Below are 21,678 nucleotides of genomic sequence, written 5' to 3' on the forward strand. Positions count from 1 at the left end.
AAAACGCGCCGCGCGCTTGCGCTACAATACTTGACGAATCAGGCATATTTACTCAGGAACCATCCATGGCGACCAGTTTGAAACAAGGGGAGGCGTTGCGCCTTGCCCGCACGGAACACGATTTAAGCCGTTTTCATGTTTGTCTCGGCTGGAACCGGGAAGGACGGTTGCCGGCGGAGATCCCGGAAATGCATGTCGGCGCCAAACCGCAATCCACCGCCTTTGATCTGGATGTGGTCGCTATTTTGCTCAATCAACAGGGCAAAATCGCTGATCTGGGCAATCATGAGACCGTGCATGGGGTGCGCACCAGCGGCGATGTGGTGTATCACCGCGTCAGACGTCACAGCAGCGGGGCGATTTGGCTGAGCGGCGACAATCGCAGCGGCGATGGCGATGAAGAGCAGATCGTGGTTGATTTGGCAGCGTTGGATGCGGCTTATCAGCGCATCGTGTTCCTGGTGATCATCAATGAGGCGCATCAAAGGCGGCAGAATTTCGCCCAGGTCGGCCATGCGTATATCCGCGTGCTCGACAGCCAGGAGCGCAGTTTGTGCCGCTATGATCTGAGCGACTCGCCGGCGCTGGCGCACAGCTGCGCCTTGACCTTTGCCGAATTGCGGCGCGATGGCGCGGACTGGCAGTTTTGCGCCATCGGTCAGCCGCATGAGGCTGACCGTTTCTCGGAATTGCTCAAACCGTATTTGTAAGCCCGCCTGCGCCAGCCGCCGGGCTTTAAGCCTGATTGGCGCCAATACCGTATTTGCGTTGCACCGCCTGATAGGTTTTCAGCATTTCCGCCAATTGCGCATGGTTCGGTTCGCGCCGTTTGATCTGATCCAGATACTGCCGCGCCTGCTCGCCGAAGGCATGTTCCCAGCCTTGCATATCGAGTTGCCGCATAGTCATATTTGCCGCTTGTGACAGCACTTCGGCGTTTTCCGGCGCCATATGCACTGCTTCCTGCATCAATTGCACCGCGCCACGGATATCGCCCAGGCTGGCTTTTTCCTGCGCCTGACGCAGCAAATCTTTGACCTGTTGCGCCAGCTGGCGGCTGAGATGTTGCGCCAGATCCGGGCGCCCGGAGCGTTCCGCAATCGACATCGCGTCGCGCATGGTGAAATCGGCTTCCATATTGCCGGTCAGACTCATCAGCACCGAGGTCGCCTCATCATCCATTTTTTTGGCGATGCAATTTTGCGCCAGCGTCACCATGCTGCGTTGCGATAAGCCGGGCGTATCGCGCGCCACTTGCACTGCGCGCTGCAATTCGGCGGCGGCGCTGCTTGGGTTGCCGGTGGCGTCATACAGCATCGCCACTGAGATCAAACGGCAGGCTTCCATTTTGGGGATGCCGCGCAAGGATTTTTCCAAGTCCCGGATCACCCCGGCGGCCTGGGTGGCGTCGCCTTTTTGCACCAGCGCCTGCACCAGTTTCAAATGGTCTTCCGGGTCGCGGAATTCGGAATAGCGGGCTTTCGCCACCACTTGCTTTAAAGAGCGCTCGGCGGTTTCGGCATCTTTATTGTCAATCGCCACTTCACCCAGGCGGCGCAGGCGTTTCACCACATGCGGCGATTTGGACACCGCATCCGTCAGCACTTCCTGAGTCGCTTGCAGCTTGCCCATTTTTTCATACACTTTGGCCAGCAAATCGTAAGCGCTGATGAATTTATGATTGTGCGCTGCCAATTGCGACAGAATGCGCTCGGCGTCGTCGAGTTTGTCGAGTTGAATCCAGGCTTTGGCCAGGCCCAGCGTGGCCCAGGGCAGCGGGCGGTCGGTTTCGCACAGCTGGCTGTAAATTGCTTCCGCCTCCTCAGCCTCGCCCAGATTCAAGAGCAATTCAGCGCGCAGCCGCACAAACTCCAGCGCATGGCGTGGAATCTTGCTTTGGCCCAGCTCGCAAATCCGGATCGCCTCGCGCAGATTGCCCTGCATCATGGCCTGGTAAATGGTGAAGAAATCGGCGCGCTTTTCCAATGCGCGCACAATGCGCTGCATCAGCATATCCACCGTGAAGGGTTTGAGAATGTAATCAGTGGGAGAGAGTTCGGCGGCGCCCATCACCTTGCTGTACACCCGCTCGGAGGTGATCATGAAAAAAATCGTCCACAGCTCGATCAGTTTATGGGTGCGCAAATCTTCCAGCAATTGCTGACCGTCCTGGCCATCCTGACCATTGCCCAGATCGTATTCGCATAAAATCACATCATACGGTTTCTTGCGCAATTGCCTGACAGCTGTGCCGGAGCTGACCGCATACTCTATCTTGGTGATATTGCATTGGTTCAGCATATTGTGCAGATTTCCGCGCATACCCACGTTGGGATCAACGATCAGAACGGTCAGGTTGCCATAGTTGCTTGCCATTGCTTTTGCTCCACAAAGGGCGGGCGCTTTGCGCGTCCCGGATAGGTGCAATCCATTGTAGGGAAAAACCGGCATGCCGTGGCGTGAAACAGGCACTGGTAAAGCTTGCAATTCAGAAAAAACCACAAAAAAACCCAAGCGGCCCAAGCGCAAGCCGCCACCCGCCAAAAAAACTGATTCAGCCACAACCGCAGGCCGGGTAAGGCGAAGCGCATACCCAGCCTCCAACACCGCCCGGTCACCCAAGCAATTGGCGCAGGCCCCTGATCACAGCGCCGACAAAAACGCCGTCAAATCCGCTCTTTCCTGTGGCGTGAAACCGATGGCGAAACGGCGCTCATAAAACTGCACCACTTCTTCCAGATTGCGCGCTGAGCCGTCGTGGAAGAATGGCGCGCGCGCAGCCAGGGCGCGCAGGGTGGGGGTTTTGAAGCGGCCAATATCCTGCCAGCGTCCGCTTTGCATGGCAAAGCCAGGGTCGGTGCTTTGCACAGTTTCGCCGGTCAGATTGTTTTTCAGTGTGTACAGCGGCATATCCGGCGTGCGGCGCGCGCCATCCGCCACCCCGGTGTTGAAAAAGCGCGGGGTCGAATGGCTGCCGACATTCGGCGCATTATGGCAGGCGGCGCAGCTGGCGCGTTGCGGCGTATTCGGCACTTGATTCAAGCCGCCCACCCGGGTCACGATAAAGGGTTTGTTATTGAAAATCTGCTCGCCGCGCGCAATCGAGGCGCGCGCACGCGCTTGCGCATCCGGCGGCGCTTGACGCGGGCGCGGAATATCCAGCCCGCGCCAGGCGCCAAACAAATTGAACACATTGCGGTTGAATGGGGCGCGGGTTTGATAATCGCCTTGCGCCGGATCATTGATGCCAAAATAAAACGGCTGGAGCGCCAGCAGCGTTGGCCCGCCCAAAGCGTTCGCCGCATTCAAGCTGCCGGCTGTGCCGTGACTGACTTGCGCGGTGAATAATGTCTTTTCAAAATCCACAATCGCCTTTTGCTCGGCGGCGGTCAAATCCTGCGCCGCTTCCGCATGACCGCGCACCGCGCTATTGGCCTGATGTTGCAAATTCACATCCAGCGGCGCAAAACAGCGCAAAGGATTACTGTTCAAAATACAGATATTGCTGGCGGAATCGCGCAGGGTTTCGCGTCCATCCCACATAAACGCGGCATTCATACGCAGATTGCTGGAGGGCAGCGGGCGGCGGAACAGCGACAATTCTTGCGCGCTGGCGAAATTGTAGGGATCTTCCACTTTCAGGATACTGAATTCGGCATTGCGCGGCAGCGCCAGCCCGACCCGGATCACGCCCCGGTTGAGCAACATACTGTAGGCGTTGCGTTTTTCCTCCAGCGTGCCAACTGCCGCCTTGGGCGAATTGGCCCCGTCAATCAAACGGAAAATCGGATCCAGCCCCTGGGTTTGCGCAAACCGGCTCTGCACCCCAGCCGGGGTGATGCTCATGCCCTGGCTGGCTTGATGGCAGGAAGCGCAGGAACGGCCATTGCCAAACGGCTTAAAAAAAGGATTCGCGGGATCAATTGCGCCGGTGGTGGAAAATGTCTGCACGTTGCCGGCAGCGTTTGGGAAGGGTTGCAAAATCGTGCTGACTTGTGCGCTGGCGCCGCCCTGACACAGCAGCAAAGCCAGGCCGGACAGGCGCAAAATTGTATTTTTCATTGTGTGCTCCTCAGAGTGATCTGTTTTCTGGCGTGCTGCAAGCAAGCGGCTTGCGCCATATGTGCAGATTGCGCAGCAAATGTGGAGGAACAATGGACGCCATAGTCAAACCCGGCAAGCCTGCGCATTCCCTGCGCAGATGCGGCGGGGCGGGCTGAAAACGCGCAGAAATCCACGTTTGCTCCATTTTTCACGCATACAATGATTTGGACGGGGCAAGAATTTGCTCAGGCTTGAGGCCACAGGGGAGAAAAGATGAAAGCAGCCAACAGCAAGATGCAGCGCGGCTGGCTGCGCATGACAATTTCACGCAAGATCAGTCTGGCCGTGGTGGCGATTGTGGTGCTGTGCGTCGGCGCGATGGCGGCGATCACCAGCTCTAATTTGAAGCGCGGCTTTTTGAACTATCTGGACGATTTGCAATTGCGCGAAATCGCCCCGGTGCGCGATGTGATCGCCGAGCGTTATAAAACCGAAGGCAATTTCGACTGGTTGCGGCGCAACCGGCTGGAGATGAAAAAAATCTTTGACTCCGTGCGCGGCAACCCCGGCAAATCCGGCGCCGCCGGCGCATCGCCGGGTGACGGCGCCGGGCCTGACATGCGCGATGGCGCGCCGCCGCAGCTGGCCGATGGCCCGCCGGGGCCGCCACCCGCGCAGCCGGTCAGTGGCCCCGGCATGGGGAAGCGGGTGACGATTTTGGATGAACAGGGCCAGAAAGTCATCGGCCCTGATCCCATGCCAGGCGCCGGCAGCATGCCGCTGATGGCGAATGGCAAACAGGTCGGCACATTTTATCTGGCCGATGCCGATGTGATGCAACTGCGTGAAGCGGCCCCGCTGCGCGACGCCATCATGGCGCGCTTTCAAAGCGAAGGCAATTTTGAATGGCTGCGCCACAATCGTGCGGAAATGCGCAAAATCATGGAAAGCGTGCGCGCTGCGCCGCGCGGCTGGCCGGGGCCGGGCCAGGCCGGGCCGGATAACTGGGGCGGCATGCCGCCGCACGCGCCAGGAAGGGATGGCCCGCCGCCGCAATTGGCGCACAGCGGCGCACCACCGGATCCGCCGCCGCATGAATTACCGCCGCCCGGCGCGGAAGGCCCGCGCGGCGATGGCAAGCAGCGGCGCGGCCCGCTGCCGGGCCAAACTGCGCATGACCCATTGGGATATGGCGGACGTTTGAGCATCGTCGATGCCGAGGGGCGCAAGGTGATCGGCCCCGATCCAATTCCCGGCTCCGGCAGTATGCCGATTGTGGTTGAGGGCAAGCAGGTCGGCACGATTTTTCTGGCGCGTCTGGATCAGATCGGCGCCGCAGCCGATCCTTCCAGCGCGCTCAATTTCGTGCGCGGCCAGATGCGCGACACCATCTGGCTGGCGCTGGCGCTGGCGCTGTTGGCGATTCTCCTGGCGCTGGCATTGGCGCGGCATTTTTTGCGCCCGATTATGGCCCTGCGCCAAGTGACGGAAAAAATCTCACGCGGCGAATTTGATGCGCGCGCGCCATTATTGGGCAGTGATGAACTGGCGCAACTGGCGCAGCATGTGAATCAGATGGCCGAAACATTGGGACAGGCCGAACAGCAAAGACGGCAAATGATGGCCGATATTGCGCATGAATTGCGCACCCCGCTGACGGTGGTGCGCGGTGAGATTGAAGCCCTGCTCGACGGCATTCGCAAGCTCGACAAAAAAGCCATGGAATCGCTGCATACTGAAGTGCTGCGCTTAAATAAAATGGTGGACGACATTCATCAACTCACCTTGGCCGATGTGGGCGATTTGCATTTCCAATTTGAAGAAACAGACTTGATTGAAATGCTGGAACCGGTGTTGCTGCGCTATCAGCTGCGCGCCAACAAGGCAGGTCTGGAATTGCACTGGCAACTGCCGCCCTTGCATGCGCCGCTGAAAGCGGACAGCGGACGCTTGACCCAGGTCATCACCAATTTGCTGGAAAACAGTGTGCGCTACACCGATGCGCCGGGGCGCATTGTGTTGCAGGTGGAAATCGGCGAGGCCTGGGCCAACATCACGATTGACGACTCCGCCCCCGGCGTGCCGGCCGGCGCGCATGAGCGCTTGTTTGAGCGCCTGTTCCGGGTCGATCGCGCGCGCAGCCGGGCGCGCGGCGGCAGCGGTCTGGGCTTATCGATTTGCCAGGCGCTGGTGCAGGCGCATGGCGGTAAAATCCAGGCTGGCCCATCGCCCTTGCAAGGCGTGCGCATGAGCATACATTTGCCTTTGTGCGCGCCGCCCTGCCCGCGTGCGGCGCAGGAGGCCGGGCAGGGTTTGATGCTGGAAACGGTTGAATTGAAAGTGGTCGGCGGGCGCGCCGTGTATCCGCCGCAGATGGTGGAGCAGGCGCGCGAACGCGAGCGGCTTGAGCAGGCGCAAGCTTTGGAAGCGCAGTCGCAAAAGCAGCCAGAAGACAGCGCCGGCCAGCCGCGCGCACGCGCAGTGGGCAACGGCGATACCGGGCCAGGCCCGCTTTGATACGGTATCATGCCGGGCTTTTGCAGACAGGGGAGGGAAGGCATGCAACAGATCTTGATCGTTGAAGATGATGTGAAAATCGCGCAAATTCTGATCGATTATTTGCGCGCCAGCGAATACGGCGTGACGCACCTTGAAAACGGCCAGGACGCGCTTGACTTGCTGCGGCGGCAAAGCTTTGATCTGGTTTTGCTGGACTTGATGCTGCCGGGCTTGGACGGCTTGGAAGTATGCAAAGGGGTGCGCATGTTTTCGCAAGTGCCGATCATCATGATCACGGCGCGGATTGATGAAATCGACCGCTTGCTGGGTTTGGAAATGGGCGCTGACGACTATGTATGCAAACCATTTTCGCCGCGTGAAGTGGTGGCGCGCGTGAAAGCGCATTTGCGCCGCACCGGCAAGCTGAGCGCGCCGCCGCCGGCGCAGGGCTTCACAGTCGAGCGCGACGCCTTGCGCATCCTGGTCGATGGCGCGGCGCTGCCGCTGACCCCGGTTGAATTCCGTTTGCTGGCGGAAATGATTGAGCATCCCGGCCGTGTCTATTCACGCATGCAATTGCTGGACTTGTTGCACGAAGATCAGCGTGACACGAGTGACCGCGCGGTCGATTCCCATGTGAAAAATATCCGTAAAAAAATCAGTGCGCGCCTGCCCGACACGGATTGCTTGCAATCTGTGTATGGTGTTGGTTATCGATTTGAAATGCCGTAACACTAATCTTTTTGCGGTAAATGCATCCATGCGGCAAGATTGAGATGAAATTTTGCGGTTTTCGCATTTTTTTCCTGGTCCCGGACTGTTTGTTGCCGGCTGCAAACAGGTACAATAAAAGCGCAGGGGCTGCCAAGCGTGACCTGAACCCGGAATTGACAGGAAAGAATAATGCTCGAAGCAAGCGAAATATTGAACGCCAGCATCTTGATTGTGGACGATCAACCGGCCAATGTGACCTTGCTGCGTCAAATGTTGCGCAAGGCCGGTTACACCAATATTTCCTCGACCATGACGCCGCAGGAAGTTGCGCGCATGCATCAGATCTATCAGTACGATTTGATTTTGCTTGATCTGATGATGCCTGGCATGGATGGCTTCCAAGTGATGCAGGCATTGAAAGAGGATGCGCCGGACGATTATCTGCCGGTGCTGGTGATCACCGCCGAACCGGCGCACAAGTTGCGCGCTCTGAAAGAAGGGGCCAAAGACTTTGTCAGCAAGCCGGTCGATCTGCTGGAAGTGCAGACCCGCATCTACAATATGCTGGAAGTGCGGCTGCTGTACAAAAAGCTGGAAAACTACAACCGCATGCTGGAGCAGCGCGTGCTGGAGCGCACTGCAGAGTTGCGCGCCAGCGAGGCCCGTTTCCGCCGCCTGACTGAACTGTCTTCCGACTGGTATTGGGAACAGGATGAGCATGGGCGCTTCACCAAAGTTTCCGGCCCGGTGCTGGAAATGCTGGGCATTGTGAGCGATCCCGATGCGCAAGACGATGCTTCCTGGAACCGCGAAGAGCGCGCCGCCCTGGCGCAGGCGCTGGCCGAGCGCAAGCCCTTCCTCGATTTTGTGTATTCACGCACCAACCCGGACGGTTCGCATCAATATCTGCAAACCTCGGGCGAGCCGATGTATGACGATGAAGGCCGTTTCATGGGCTATCGCGGCATCGGCATCGACATCACCGAGCGTATGCGGCCGGAAGAAGGCTTGCGCCGTTTCCGCCGCGCCATGGAAGTGATTTCCGACGCAATTTTCCTGCTCGACCGCAACAGCATGTGTTTCGTCGATGTGAACGACACCGCCTGCGAGCTGGTCGGCTACAGCCGGGGACAATTGCTGGGCCTGGGGCCTGCGGCGCTGGGCATGGGTTCACGCGATGTGCTGGACCAGGTGTTTGATGAAATCGTCACTGGCGAACAGGGCCATCAATTCCAGCGGCGTGAATTGCGCCGGCGCGATGATAAACAAGTCCCGGTGGAAATCCATTGGCAAGCCGCACGCCGCACCGGCGAAGAGCGCATCATGGTGGCAATCGCCAAGCGAATCGAAGAAGAACCGCCGGTGCGTGATGAATACGGGAATGAGTATTAAACCGCCTGTGATTTGCACAACATGAAAAACGGCAGCGATTGCGCTGCCGTTTTTTTTGTTCCCGCTTATTTATAACTGCCCACCAAGGTGGCGTTATTCACCGCCTGCTTGGCCGACAGCAACAGATACCATGTGCCGCCAGCCGGTCTGCTGATGGTGATGCTTTCCGTGTTCGTGCTGCCGTCTGATTTGCGCAAATAGCTGGTGACGCTGGGCGCGCTGCCGCGTTGCAGATACAGATTGCCATTTCCCGTACCGCCCGAGAGTTTGAAGGTCAAACTGCTTTTGCCTGCTGGCACGGACAGACTGTACAAACGGCTGGCTGCGCTGGCCAAACTGCCGCTGTTGACGCTTTGTCCATTGATCAAGGTCACAGTTTGCGTTTGCGTGGCGCAACTGACGCCGACGGCCTGGAATGCGGCTTTTACCGCTGCGACTTGCCAGCCGCGCGCTTGCGCTGCTTTTTCCACCCCGCAGGCGGCGGCATTGAAGGTGCTGGTTTGCGTCCAGTGCAGGCGGTTGGCGTCAGCCATCACCTGAAACGCCATCTTGGTGTTCCAGCCCGGCGTGGTGGCCAGCAGATAAAATGCCTTATTGAAAATGCCGCTGCCGTAATGCACATCCGTAGTGCTGCTGAATTTGCTCTGATGATCCAGCGATTTCCCATCTTTGCCCGGTTCCGCCATATAGCGGATAGCGCCATCCGCTTTCAATACTTCGGCGCCAACCAGGAAATCATTTTTGCCGCGCAAATAGTATTCCGCCGCTTCCCCTGCCATATCCGAAAACGCCTCATTGATCGAGCCCGACATGCCGGAGTACACCAGGCCCGAATTGTGTTCAGTGAAACCGTGTGAAATTTCATGCGCCGCCACATCCAGCACGGTCAGCGGGTAAATACTGGCGTCGCCATCGCCAAACACCATCGCGCCGCCATCCCAATATGCGCCGCCATAATTATTGCCATAGTGCACCTTCATCACCAGCGGCGGATTGACTGCCGTCACGCCGACCCAGGCTTTGTACATATTCTGAATCACACTGCCAAAGAAGTGCGCATCATTCAAGGGCGAAAACGCGCCATTGACCGCGTCGGCCTCGCTGCGCGGGCAGTTGAATTGATAGGGCGCCGGGGTATCGCTGCTGCCGTTGCGCATATGCAAGGTCTTCACATCGGCATTGCTCATGCTGCAATCATCGCTCACCTGCAGCGCGCCATACGTGACACCGTATTCATATTTGCCGGTCTTGCCATTGCCGCCCGGCCCTTGCGCATCTTTATGCGCCAAGCCTTCCCATTGCTGGAAAATCTCACCGCTCATCGCATCTACCATCATAGTCGGGCGGCTGGCTTTGCCATGCTGATGGGTGAGTATGGAAACCAGATAAAACAGTTGCGCGCGCTGCTGCGCATCCAAGCGCACATACAGCTTGGCCTGCTCATTGCTGCTGGCGCTGATGGCGGCGCGCTGCTTTGCCAGCGCAATCGCCGCTTGAGCGGACAGCGCCGGCTTGGCTTGTCCGATATCCTGGGACAGATCGCGCAACATGGCGCCGGAGAATTGTGGCGCGCCTTGCTGTTTGCGGCTTTCCACCACCGCCTCACCCCATACCGGCACGCCTTGCCAGTATTGCTGATAGCGCGTGACTTCAACCCCGCTGGCAGCGTAATGCTGGCGGCGCAAGGGCTTCAATTCTTCCGCGTGCAGACCGGTCACACTATGTGCGGTGGCGGCAGGGGAGAGCAAACCCTGACTTTTAGCGGCTTGCTCCAAATCCACGCGTTGTGCGGCATGGGCTGAGAGGGCACCCAGGGCCAGGGCGCACAGCAGGGTGTTGTGGCGCAAGCGGAAACAGCGTTGTTGTTTTTGCATATCGATTCCTGTGAGATAGGTGAAATGCTGCCGCCATACAGCGCGGCAGTGTGGGGCTGGGGAAATGCCGCCCGTGCGGGCGGCGGAGTAAGGCTGAGGCAGGCCTCAGCCGGAATGCTTACATCGGTTTGTAGGTGACATTCAAGGTATAGGTCGAGCTTCTATAGCCATTGATCATCACATACACATCAGTGGGGGAGGTTTCGAGCAGGTTGCAAGCTTCAGTCGAATTTGAGCCATCTGATTTGCAGTCATACACGCTGATGCTGGCTGGCGCGCCTTTGCGCACATACAAATCCAAATCGCCCGTGCCGCTGGTGCTGACACGCACCTGGTTGCCGCCCTGTGCGCGGAAGGGGCCGAAGAATTTGGTTTCATTGCGCGCCAGCGAACCGCTAAAGGTTTCGGTGCGATCGCCGGATGGCGCCGTGGCGCCCTGGCTGCCCAACTCCACCGCATACGCAGCCGCCAGTTTGGCGAATTTCAATGCATGCTCAGCCTGACCGCCGCTGTTGGCGAAGGTGTCATTAGCGGTGTGGATGTTCGGGTTATAGCTGTTCATCGGCGCTTCAAACGGCATCGAGGTGACATAACCTTTGGCATACCAGGATGCATGGTCAGAGCAGCCATAGCCGCATTTGTCATAGCCGATCTTGATGCCCGGCAGATAGGCCGAGATCAGATTGGCCAGGAAATTGGTCTGCAAATTGTCGGTGTAATCGGTGTACAGATAGATATCGTTGGCGCCGCCCTTGTAATTGGTCATGTCCAACTGCAAGACCCCGACCACATTCACATTCTCATTGGCGAATTTGGTCGCAATTTCCTGCGAACCGCGCAAGCCGACTTCCTCTGCGGCATACGCCATGAGCTTGATAGTGCGGCGCGGCTTATAGTTTTTCACCAGCATGGCGCGCAGCGCTTCAGTCAGCGAGGCCACGCCGGAAGCATCGTCATCCGCACCGGGCGCGCGCGTGGTTTCATTCACACCGCCTTGCACGATGGAATCCAGATGGGCGCCCATGACCACCACTTCACTGGCGTTATCCGTCCCTTTAATGGTCAGAATCACAGATTTTTGCAGCCAGCTGTGGTTGAACTGTTCCACCGTGATATCGCTGCGGCCAGCGGCCATGGTTTGCCATTTTTGCAGCAGCCAGTTGGAAGCGGCGACCCCGCTTTGCGTCTGGTAATAGCGATTCGTGAAATTCGACAGATCGATGATGGTTTGCGCGATATTGGAAGCTTGCAGTTCCGGCAGAACCTGCTTCACCACAGCCTGCTGCGCCACCATATAGCTCGGACGGCCTGCCGCCAGCAATGTTTTGCGCGGGCCTTGCAAAGCGGCCAGCCCCTGGCTTTCGCTGTCATGCAGGATGAAACCGCCGCAGCGCTTCAAATCTTTGTGGATCAGATCGGATAATTCCTGCAACTGGCTTTCGCTGATCTGGGTCAGATGCACTTTTTCGACAGCGGCAAGGCCGGCCCCCGGCAGGATCTGGGCCGAGCGGCGCACTTGTTGTTTAGGCGCGATTTTCTGCAGCTGTTGCAAGGCGGCGTCGCCCAGCGTGATCCAGTGCAATTTTTCTTGGGCGAAAGCGGGGGAGGTCAGGCAGGCGGCTGCCAGTGCAACGGGGAGCAAACGTTTGACAAACATGGATTTCCTTTGTAATTGGATTCTCCGCCCAAACAGGCGGGCGATGGCGCCGGCGGATGCCGGCAAAACGCCAGGCGCACGGCACAGTAAAAACTGGGGGGTAGCGTGGCTTGGCGGTGACTGAAGGGGGACGGAAAAGAAAAAAAACGCGGGCATTGCTGCCCGCGTAAAACTCTCATTCTCACTACTCTCTCCAGCAGAGCCGGTCAGCTTGCGGCTGACCGGCAATGCACTGCACTGGCCCTGTGCACAGGGCCGCCGGCTGCTGCGGGCAGGCAGCCGGTAAAATTGCTTACTGCGCCTTGTAGGTCACAGTCAGGTTGTAATTGCCTGCCGTGTACCCATACACCAGCACATACACATCGGTATTGGTGGTTGAGGTGGTGCTGCAGGTTTCAGTGGAAGTCGAACCATCCGATTTGCAGCTGTAGCTGGTGGTGGTCGGCACGCCGCCTTTCTTCACATACAGATCGATATCGCCGCTGCCGGTGGTCGAGGCTTTAAACGTGCCGTTCGCCGCCAGCTTGAAGGGGCCGAAAGACTTCGAGGCGCCGCGCGCTAAAGAGCCGCTGAAGGTCTCAGTGCGATCGCCCGACGGCGGCGCAGCGCCCTGGCTGCCCAGCTCAATTGCGAAAGCCGCCGCCATCTTGGCGAACTTCAGCGCATGGTCAGCCTGATTGCGGCTGTTGGCGAAAGTATCGTTGACGGTGTGGATGTAAGGATTGCTCGAATTCATCGGCGATTCAAACGGCATCGTCGTGAAATAGCCTTTGTTAAACCAGGAGGCATGATCCGAGCAGGCGTAGCCGCACTTATCGCTGCCCACCGTCACGCCCGGCAGATAGGTCGTGATCAGGTTTTTCACGAAAGCGGTTTGCTGCACGTCAGTGTAGTCGGTGAACAGATAGATATCGTTCGCGCCGCCTTTGTAGTTGGTCATATCGAGTTGCATCACGCCGACCACATTCGCATTGCTGCTGGCGAAGCTGTTGGCGATTTCCTGCGAACCGCGCAAACCGACTTCTTCCGCCGCATACGCCATCATCTTGATGGTGCGGCGCGGTTTATAGCCATTCGCGACCAGCGCGCGCAGCACTTCGGTCATGGTGGCGATGCCGGATGCATCATCATCCGCACCCGGGGCGCGCGTGGTTTCAGTGGTGCCGCTGGTGTTGATCGAATCCAGATGGCCGCCCAGCACCACGATTTCATTCGGATTGTCCGTGCCGTTAATGGTCACGATCACCGATTTTTGCTTCCAGCTGGCGTGCGTGAATTGCGCCACGCTGATATCGGTGCGGCTGCCGGCGATGGTTTTCCATTTATTCATCAACCAGGCCGAAGCATCCACCCCGCCCTGGGTCTGGTAGTAGCGGTTGACGAAGTTCGACAGATCATTGATGGTTTGCGCAATATTGCTTGCCTGCATATTCGGCAGCACTGCGTTGACCGTGCTTTGTTGCGTGATCGCATAGCTCGGACGGCTGGCTTTCACCGCCAGCAGATTGTTGCGGCCGGCCAGCGCGGCGCGGCCAGCGGCTTCGGTCGGATGGAACATAAAGCCGCCGCAGCGTTTCAGCTCATGGTGCACAGCATGTGACAGCGCAAACATTTGTTTTTCGCTGACTTGCACCAGATGCGCTTTTTCACCATCGGCCAGACTTTGCGCGCCGTTGTCGGCCATCACGCTGTGTTTGGCGATGGCTTGCGGCGCCATTTTTTGCAATTGTTTATAAGCCGCGTCACCCAAGGTGATCCAGTGCAGCTTGTCTGCTGCAAAACTGGGGGCGGACGCCAGCAACAAGGCTGCGACTGCAGCCGGAATCAGTTTCTTTACCATGTCGTGTCTCTCTCTATCCCTAGTATTTGAATTCCTCCGTCGCACATGGCGGCGGGGCGGGTATTGTGTTTTGTTGCGGTAAAGCGTGGCAATCGCGTGCCGGAGCGGGTGCTGATGAAACAGACTTGCTGCGCCGCACCCTGGCGCGCTGTGCTGTTACAGCTTGCGGAAAGGCGGCAGACGAAACCGTCTGCCGCCCGGAACATCATCTGAAGGGACGGGGCAGCCCCGTCCCGCAGCACAGAATTACTTGTGAGTGCCGTTCAGCGTGGTGTTGGTGACAGCGCTGTAGCCGTATACCAGCAGGTAGTAGGTGCCAGCAGCCGGGTTGGTCACGGTGATGGTTTCGGTGTTGGTCGAACCATCCGACTTCTTGGTGTAAGAAGTGGTGGTCGGAGCAGAACCCATCTTCATGTAGATGTCGCCATCGCCGCTGCCGCCGGACAGCTTGAAGGTGACGCTGGTCTTACCAGCCGGCACCACCAGGGAGTACAGCTTGCTTGCGCCGCGCGCCAGCGAGATGCCGGTCACGGTTTGGCCATTCACCAGAGCGGTGGCGCCAGTGCTGCCGCCGGAGCAGGACACGCCGACTGCGCTGAAGGCTGCAGTCACGTCTGCCACGGTGTAGCCGCGTGCTGCTGCAGCTTTTTCAACACCGCAAGCGCCGCTGTTGAACGTTTCGTTGGACTTCCAGTGCAGACGGTTGGCGTCAGCCATGACTTCAAACGCCTTGCGCACATTCCAGCCGGCCTTGGTGGCGAGCAGGTAGAAGGCCTTGTTATACACGCCGCTGGAGTAGTGCACGTCCAGGCCGCTGGTGTACTTGGAAGCGTGATCAATGGAACGGCCATCTTGGGTCGGGTTGTTCATGTAACGCAGAGCGCCGCTGGCTTTGAAGATGTCAGCGCCGACCAGGAAGTCGTTGCTGCCCTTCATGAAGTACTCAGCAGCTTCACCGGCCATATCGGAGAACGCTTCATTCATACCGCCGGACATGCCGGAATACACCAGGCCGGAGTTTTGTTCGGTAAAGCCGTGCGACACTTCGTGCGAAGCCACGTCCAGCGAGACCAGCGGGTAGAAGGTGGAAGCACCGTCACCGAAGGTCATGGCGGAACCGTCCCAGAATGCGTTTTCATAGCTGTTGCTGTAGTGCACGCGCATGGTCAGCTTTTGGCTGATCGGGCGCACGCCCAGCCAGCTTTGGTACATGTTGAACACCACATGACCGAAGTAGTAAGCGTCATTGATCGGCGAGTAAGCGCCGTTGATGGCCTTGAAGGTGTTGCGCGAGCAAGCGAATTGGTACGGAGTGGAACCGGAGGTGCCGTGGTTCAGATTGACCGCCATCACATTGGTGGAATCCATTGCGCAGTTGTCAGTCACTTGCAGGAAACCGTAGTTGGTGCCGTACTCGTATTGGCCGGTTTTGCTGTTGCCGCCAGGGCCGGTTGCATCTTTGTGGGTCAGACCTTCCCATTTTTGCATGACTGCGCCGGTGTTGGCGTCAACCATCATGGTCGGACGGCTCGGTTTGCCATTTTGGTGGGACAGGAAGGACACCAGGTAGAACAGTTGGGCTTTGCCGTTGTCGCCCATCTTCACGAACAGCTTGGCGCTTTCGTTTTCAGTTTTGCCATTCACGCCAGCGTGGGTTTTTGCGCGGGACAGAGCAGAAGCTTCGCTCATGGCAGCCTTGGTGGACGGCAGATCTTGCGCCAGATTGCGCAGCATGGTGCCGGACAGTTGCGGAGCCGAAGCGGCAATGCCTGCGTTGGTGTCGCGGGTTTCGACCACGCCTTCACCCCAGACCGGGATGCCTTGGTAGTACTGTTGGAAACGGGTGGTTTGTTTGCCGGAAGCGAAAGTGGCGCTGCGCAGGGGTTTGAGTTCGTCCGCGCTCAGACCGGTGATGCTGTGTACGGTATTGGCGGCGATGCCGGCAACCACCGGAACGGATTCCAAATCCACGCGGTCAGCAGCTTGGGCTGCGAAGGCGCTGAAAATCAGAACCGGCAGCAGGGCCGGACGAACCACATTTTGCAGTGCGAATTTCATGGTGATGTCTCTCTCTTTTCAGGTTGTGAGGATGATTCCTCATCTTTGGCGGCCGCCAGACGGATGTGCTGACGACTGCCGCTTTCCCCTCCCGCCACGACATAGGTGACCGGTATGGGTTTGTATTGGCGCACAGGTGCTAAAAAGCGCCAAAATTCTTGCCGCATCAAACAAACAGCCGCTTCCTGGATAAACGCGTAAAACTGCACACGCGCCTTTATCACTCTGGATAGAGGTGTTCAAGTTGATGCTGTTTATTCCATGGTAAAAAACCGGGGATTCAAAATATTTGTGCAAAAACATAATCCAGAGTTGACATTGCGGTCGATTACAGCGTGCAACGTATCAGCGTTGCATGCGGAAAAACCCGGGATTACGCAGACTGACTCAGCCGGGGCAACGCAATTTGAAAATGAATGAAACTGCGTTGTCTGTCGCTGGCAGAACCGCACTTGAGGGGCGGCTTGCACTGTGTGGCGCCTTGTTGTTCCTTGTTCGTTAGCGCAGGGATAATATAAACAAGCCCGACATGTTTGAAAAGTGATTTTTTCAAATTTCGAAAAAATTTTTTACACATGCAACAAGTCTTATGCTGCAATGCGCAATATTGGAGCGGATTCACCAAAATTGCACATACTCCTCACCCTGTAATGGTGCAAATCAAGCGATATTGCAATGCAATATCATCTGTTTCGATTTATCCCATCAATACAGTTTTATATAAATGCAAAAGGCGTAATAAGCCAGCCACGCATTTATTCAATCGTGGAATACATATTAAAAATTTCCGTGTGGAAATTATTTAGTCAAACCGGCAACCCTCCTAATCCTTTCCCTGTGCGCTGATGGGAAAGTGAATTCAATTCCTGCAATAACTGCTGCATTTTTTGCATGCCCTGCTTACGCTCCTGCTCACTCAACGCTTGATAAGAAGCGGTGCGCTTAAACCATTCAGCACTGATGCTGTCGCCCAAGCGCTCAGACAGCAGATGCCAGGCATAGGCATCCACGCGCTTGTTTTCTTGCAAATACGTTTCCGCGATAATGCCGGCGGAGCGGATATTGCCGGCAAGCAATGCATTTTGAAAAGAAGCGCGCGCCGCCTGCGCGTAATCCATGCCGGCATCAAATTCCGGGTTATGGCGCGCATCTTTCAGCTCGAAATAATATTTCTCGCCCAAGTGCACCATGGCCCACTGATCGCCGTTTTGCGCCAGCGTGCGCAAGGTGCGCAAATCCTTGCTGTAGTATTCGGTCGGCACCATATAGCCGAGTTGTTTCATTTTCCGGCGCCGCTCCGCCTCTTGTGGCGGGATGACTTCCGGATCAGGCGCCGCCTGTCCCTGTGCGCCGGCAGCGGCCATCAGGCCGGGGCCGCTGCGCCAGGGATTGCTTAATTCCGCATCAAGTTGCGCCACTTGCGGCGCGGCGCTGCCGGCGGCGGATTGCGCCGCATGCGTATGGCTGAGCGCGCCTGCCGTATCTTGCTGCGGCAAAGTGGAAGCGCTGGCGGCGGCGCCGGATTCAGCAGCGCCTTGCAAAAAAAAGAAAGCGCTGAGGCCGACCACGCCGACCGTCAAAATGCCTGCTGCGACAGAAACTTTATTCATCATGGGACGCTCCATCGGTCACACGGCGGGCCACAGGCCTGCCGCGTCAAGTCATGCTCAGCGTGGCAAGGCGCTTAAGCACTTCGTCACGCCATTGGCGTAACCCCAGCGCGTAAAGTAGTCGCGTTGCGACGGCGTGCCATGCTCAGCCCAGTCAGCCGCAGCGCGTGCGCTGCTGACTGCTGCTTCCAGAAAACTGGCGTAACCCAGCCTGGTTTGCGCATATTTGATGAACGAACCGCCGGTGCAATCCGCCTGCAATTCCTGATACGGCGCGCTCTTGCGGATATTCCGGGTGAACTGAATTGAGTGTCCCCATTCGTGCGCTAAAACCATTTTGGCGGCATAGTTGCCATGTTGATTTTCCTGGCTTTGCAGGAATTGGCTGCCGACGCTGATGGTGTAAGGGCCGCATGCCATGGCGCTTAATTGGCGTTCGCCGCAGGCATATTGATTCAGATAAATCGTCGGTTGCGCATAGCCGCCCAGCTGACCACGGATTTCACTGGCGCTTTTGCTGATGAAGCTGCCGTTGACGGTGGCGGCATTGGCCAGGGAAGCGCCCAAGAGAGCGGCCAGCAGCGCGCTGTATTTGATGAATTGCATGTGTGTCTCCGGAAAATAGAATGGTTTAATTGCGCCTTTTCCCGACCGGATACAGATGGGGTGTTGTCCCGGTTTAGCCCGGGTTTGTGTCCCGGTTTATGTGGTCTCACATCGTTCTGAGGGTGAGAAGCTGTGTCGCCGGCTGCCCATTTGAAAGGTGGCGGTGGCGTTGCGTGGGTGTCAGGCCTTGTCTCGCTCTATACGCTGGTAGCGTTTTTTCTGCGCCGTATGCTTGCCATGCGCTGCTTGCGTCGCTGTTCCGGTATGGCATCGGAGATCCGGTACAGACGGCCATGCGCAGGATGGTGCTATGGCTGCCTCCTATGCACACTGGCCTGTCCCGATTTACGGCCTTGTTGTATGCAGCGGATGACTGCATTACACCTGATTTTGCGAACTTGGAAAAGAGGGGGGAATTTGCGCTGTGTCCATGCGGAAAGCTGCATCGCAATAAATTCTGTATGAGTTTTAACAAGCTTAATGCCGAGGCTGGAAAATTCAATCATTCTTCACATAAGTGTTTCAAATATAACGTAAAGTGAATGTAATAATAAAAGAAGTTTTTACTTTCGTTGATGTAATAAAACCGCTGCAGTGTTGGAAAAAAGCTTGTGAAGGCAAGGGATGATTATCAATTTCCAGCATTTTCTTTCATTGATGCAATCAATCCTCGCCACAGCTGTGACATTCTGCCCCCCCCTTGCGAGCCGGGGCAGGAGACTGCCACTTCATCCAAGTAATTGATAAATATGAATATTCTATGAGGGAATGGGATTCTGCGGGGATTGCGCAGGCGGCGGGTGTTGGCAAATTTTCCTTTGTTGTTGGACGAATAGCGTTTTTTTAAAATGCAAGCGATAAATAGTTTTTTGATTAATGCGTTGATCAGTTTCTATTTGCGTTGAAATTTCATTTCACTCTTGTCACAGTTCAAAAAAGAGGAGAGATGGCAATATAAAAGTCGAAAAATTTATCTTTCTTTGAAATTGCCATATTTTATATGGCGAAAACAGGTCTTTTTATATTGCATAAAAAACCATGATCGGCTCTTGATTGTGTGCTTGCAGCATCCCGGCTTAGTTGTAAAAAATGCGCGGACATAATTTTGTCACCCGTGCTCAAGCTTCTCACATGATGGTGTGAATGCATGCAATCAACTTGTTGCGCAGCGTTTGCCGCCAGCTTGCTTTTGCGCCTTGTCTGTCCAATTCAATCGCAAACGCCGCCGCCATGCCCGCGCAGAGAAGTCAGCAGAATGCAGGCAAGCAACATTCACGCTTTTTTTGCAGCTTGCTGAATCATGTGGCAGCGTTTCAGTCATAATCGAAACCAATCAAACAGTCAGGCGCGAGGTGGTCGGATGGGCTTATCCTGGTTGCATATTTCTGATTTGCATTTTGAAGGCAAACATGCATGGCGCGATGACGGGCCGCGCAAAAAATTGCTCAAATACTTACGCGAGCGCTTCGAGGAGCAGCCCGATTTGCGGCCTGATTTGGTGTTTTGTACGGGGGATATCGCGTTTGGCGAGAAGGGTGATGAACCGTTGGCGCAGCAATATCAAAGCGCGCAAAAATTTTTTGAGGCACTGTTGACGGTTTGTGGAGAGGGGCAGCCACTGGCACGCGAACGCTTGTTTGTGACGCCGGGCAATCATGATGTGAACCGGTATGAAACCGACGAAGATGCGCAAGAAGCATTAATCGCCAAAGCGAAAAATTCGCATGAGCACTTCAAGAATATGAATAACAGAATCGCGCAACGCAGCAAGGAGTTTTGCAACGCAATGGCGCGCTTGCAAGCCTACAGCATGTTTGTCAAAACCTGGCTGCCGCACCAACATGACGCCGAAGGCCGCTGCCACTATGCGCAGGTATTGCAAATTAATGGCTTGCAAGTCGGCATTGCCGGGTTGAATTCCGCATGGACCTGCGCCGGTCCGCACGATCATGGGCATATTTGGCTGGGGGGACAATGGCAATTCGAGAATGCACAAACCGCTTTGGAAGATGCTGATATCAAAATCGGCATGATGCATCATCCGGCAGATTGGCTGTGTGCAGCCGAACATAGCTACGCCAAAACACAGATTCAAACGCAATACGATTTTTGGTTGAGCGGGCATGTCCATCATGCCTGGGTGGAAGATGGCATCGAGCATGTGAAAGTGGCGGCAGGCGCAGTGGGCGCTGAAACATTCGATGAATTTGGCTTGAATTTGGTGCGCATAGGTGATGATGGGCAAGCGAAAGTGTATTTGCATGCTTTTCGCGATGACTGGATTATCAAACCAATTGCGGGAAAAGCGCCCAAGGGAGTATGGGACATTAGCGCTTGCCTGAAAGCTGGCCTGAAAAATAAATTGCGGGAATTGGCGCAAACGGACAAGCCGGTTCAGCCGGGCGCGAAACTGGGTGGGAGCAGTTCGATTGTGTCCGTCAATCTGAATGGAGCCGGGCAGCCTGAGCCTGCGTCCCCTGACATGTCATCTGTCCCACCATTACTTGACGACGCTACCCGCATCGCCGCCACCATTGCCGCATTGCGTCCCCTGATTGGACGCGCCCAACTGTCTGAATTCTCCACCATTGCATTTGGCCTGAGCGACGCCGAACAAGACGACGCCGACGCCTTGCCGCGTGAGGTGCATTCTGCCCTGGTGGCTGACGACACGCGCATAGCGCGCGCCGAAAGCAGTTTGGAAAGCCTGCTGGAATTGTGCCAAGCCATTACCACCTTCCGGCAGCCCGACGGACTAACGCTGTCCACCCAGCGCAAAGCGGACATACGCGCCAATCTGATCGACGCCGCGCAACAACTTATCTTGCTCAGCGCGGTACGCCGTCCGAATCCCCAAACTGAAGACCCCCAAAACGCCTGGCCTTTGCTCTTGGAACTCTCGATTTCCATTCTGGTGCGTCCTCGCATCAGCACGCATATTGATGCCGACATTCAGGATGGCAAACCTATCGAATATCGCGACTGCAATCTGATGCCACTAAGTGGGCCAGAGCTGGGAGAGATGTCTGACGACCCTGCTGAAGGCATCATGGGGCAGTTATATCGACGACTATACAAAGTCCTATTTCCCACCGCTGAGCGGCTGGCAAAAGTCGATGCGGCGATAATCGGCCGCATCCATGGTTGGCTGAAGCAACGCAAGAAAAATCAAAAACAAGTCATTCTCAGCTTGCGCCTGAATCAACATAACCCACTGCTCACCGCCGATGTGCTGCACAGCTTGCGCAATATTCATGTAGACGTGATTCAATTGACTGATCCCTCGGCAGAAAATCTGATTTTTGAATGGGATGAAGGCATGTGGGCGGCCACATTGGATGAGATTTTCAATGTGCTTCAAGTGTTTGCACCGCCCAAATGAGT

The 21,678-nt window shown here is 56.5% G+C and carries 14 protein-coding genes; 5 read left to right on the top strand and 9 right to left on the bottom strand.

Annotated elements, in window-relative coordinates:
• Window positions 1–65: 65 nt before the first annotated feature.
• Window positions 66–710 (top strand): TerD family protein, encoded by a 645-nt coding sequence (locus V8J88_RS04230; protein WP_338847995.1) that lies wholly within the window; start codon window positions 66–68, stop codon window positions 708–710.
• 25 nt (window positions 711–735) lie between these two features.
• Here V8J88_RS04230 and V8J88_RS04235 read toward each other — a convergent pair whose 3' ends face one another.
• Together V8J88_RS04235 and V8J88_RS04240 are read right to left on the bottom strand one after the other, a co-directional pair.
• Window positions 736–2,376, bottom strand: a complete 1,641-nt coding sequence (locus tag V8J88_RS04235) for a tetratricopeptide repeat protein (RefSeq protein WP_338847996.1) — start codon at window positions 2,374–2,376, stop codon at window positions 736–738.
• A gap of 267 nt (window positions 2,377–2,643) precedes the next feature.
• Window positions 2,644–4,062 carry a cytochrome C gene (locus tag V8J88_RS04240; protein WP_338847997.1) on the bottom strand — a complete coding sequence of 473 codons (1,419 nt, stop codon included), beginning with the start codon at window positions 4,060–4,062 and terminating at the stop codon, window positions 2,644–2,646.
• A 255-nt stretch (window positions 4,063–4,317) separates the two neighbouring features.
• On the opposite strand from V8J88_RS04240, the gene V8J88_RS04245 reads away from it, so the two are divergent.
• From V8J88_RS04245 to V8J88_RS04255, 3 genes are all read left to right on the top strand, one after another.
• Entirely contained in the window at window positions 4,318–6,561 is a 2,244-nt protein-coding gene (locus V8J88_RS04245) for an ATP-binding protein (protein WP_338847999.1), read from the top strand.
• 42 nt (window positions 6,562–6,603) lie between these two features.
• Complete coding sequence (locus tag V8J88_RS04250; protein ID WP_338848000.1) at window positions 6,604–7,275, top strand: response regulator; 672 nt, start codon at window positions 6,604–6,606, stop codon at window positions 7,273–7,275.
• Between the two features lie 171 nt (window positions 7,276–7,446).
• Window positions 7,447–8,649, top strand: a complete 1,203-nt coding sequence (locus V8J88_RS04255) for a PAS domain S-box protein (RefSeq protein WP_338848002.1) — start codon at window positions 7,447–7,449, stop codon at window positions 8,647–8,649.
• A gap of 65 nt (window positions 8,650–8,714) precedes the next feature.
• On the opposite strand, the gene V8J88_RS04260 is transcribed toward V8J88_RS04255, so the two are convergent.
• From V8J88_RS04260 to V8J88_RS04290, 7 genes are all read right to left on the bottom strand, one after another.
• Complete coding sequence (locus V8J88_RS04260; protein WP_338848003.1) at window positions 8,715–10,523, bottom strand: M4 family metallopeptidase; 1,809 nt, start codon at window positions 10,521–10,523, stop codon at window positions 8,715–8,717.
• A 118-nt stretch (window positions 10,524–10,641) separates the two neighbouring features.
• Entirely contained in the window at window positions 10,642–12,180 is a 1,539-nt protein-coding gene (locus tag V8J88_RS04265) for a M20/M25/M40 family metallo-hydrolase (protein WP_338848005.1), read from the bottom strand.
• A gap of 292 nt (window positions 12,181–12,472) precedes the next feature.
• The gene (locus V8J88_RS04270; RefSeq protein ID WP_338848006.1) at window positions 12,473–14,020 is read right to left on the bottom strand and encodes a M20/M25/M40 family metallo-hydrolase; all 1,548 of its coding nucleotides are present in this window, start codon (window positions 14,018–14,020) and stop codon (window positions 12,473–12,475) included.
• 246 nt (window positions 14,021–14,266) lie between these two features.
• Window positions 14,267–16,078 (bottom strand): M4 family metallopeptidase, encoded by a 1,812-nt coding sequence (locus tag V8J88_RS04275; protein ID WP_338848007.1) that lies wholly within the window; start codon window positions 16,076–16,078, stop codon window positions 14,267–14,269.
• On the bottom strand, window positions 16,075–16,287 hold the full coding sequence (locus V8J88_RS04280) for a hypothetical protein (RefSeq protein ID WP_338848008.1): 213 nt from the start codon (window positions 16,285–16,287) through the stop codon (window positions 16,075–16,077). Before V8J88_RS04280 ends, V8J88_RS04275 begins: the two co-directional genes overlap by 4 nt.
• A gap of 597 nt (window positions 16,288–16,884) precedes the next feature.
• A complete protein-coding gene (locus V8J88_RS04285; RefSeq protein ID WP_338848009.1) occupies window positions 16,885–17,691 on the bottom strand; it encodes a hypothetical protein in 807 nt (268 codons plus the stop codon).
• A 54-nt stretch (window positions 17,692–17,745) separates the two neighbouring features.
• The gene (locus V8J88_RS04290; protein ID WP_338848010.1) at window positions 17,746–18,294 is read right to left on the bottom strand and encodes a hypothetical protein; all 549 of its coding nucleotides are present in this window, start codon (window positions 18,292–18,294) and stop codon (window positions 17,746–17,748) included.
• Between the two features lie 1,360 nt (window positions 18,295–19,654).
• Between V8J88_RS04290 and V8J88_RS04295 the strand changes: the two genes are divergently transcribed.
• Window positions 19,655–21,676 (top strand): metallophosphoesterase, encoded by a 2,022-nt coding sequence (locus V8J88_RS04295; RefSeq protein ID WP_338848011.1) that lies wholly within the window; start codon window positions 19,655–19,657, stop codon window positions 21,674–21,676.
• Window positions 21,677–21,678 lie beyond the last annotated feature (2 nt).

It is taken from the genome of Massilia sp. W12 (assembly GCF_037300705.1).
In the GTDB taxonomy this organism is placed as follows: Bacteria; Pseudomonadota; Gammaproteobacteria; order Burkholderiales; family Burkholderiaceae_D; genus JACPVY01.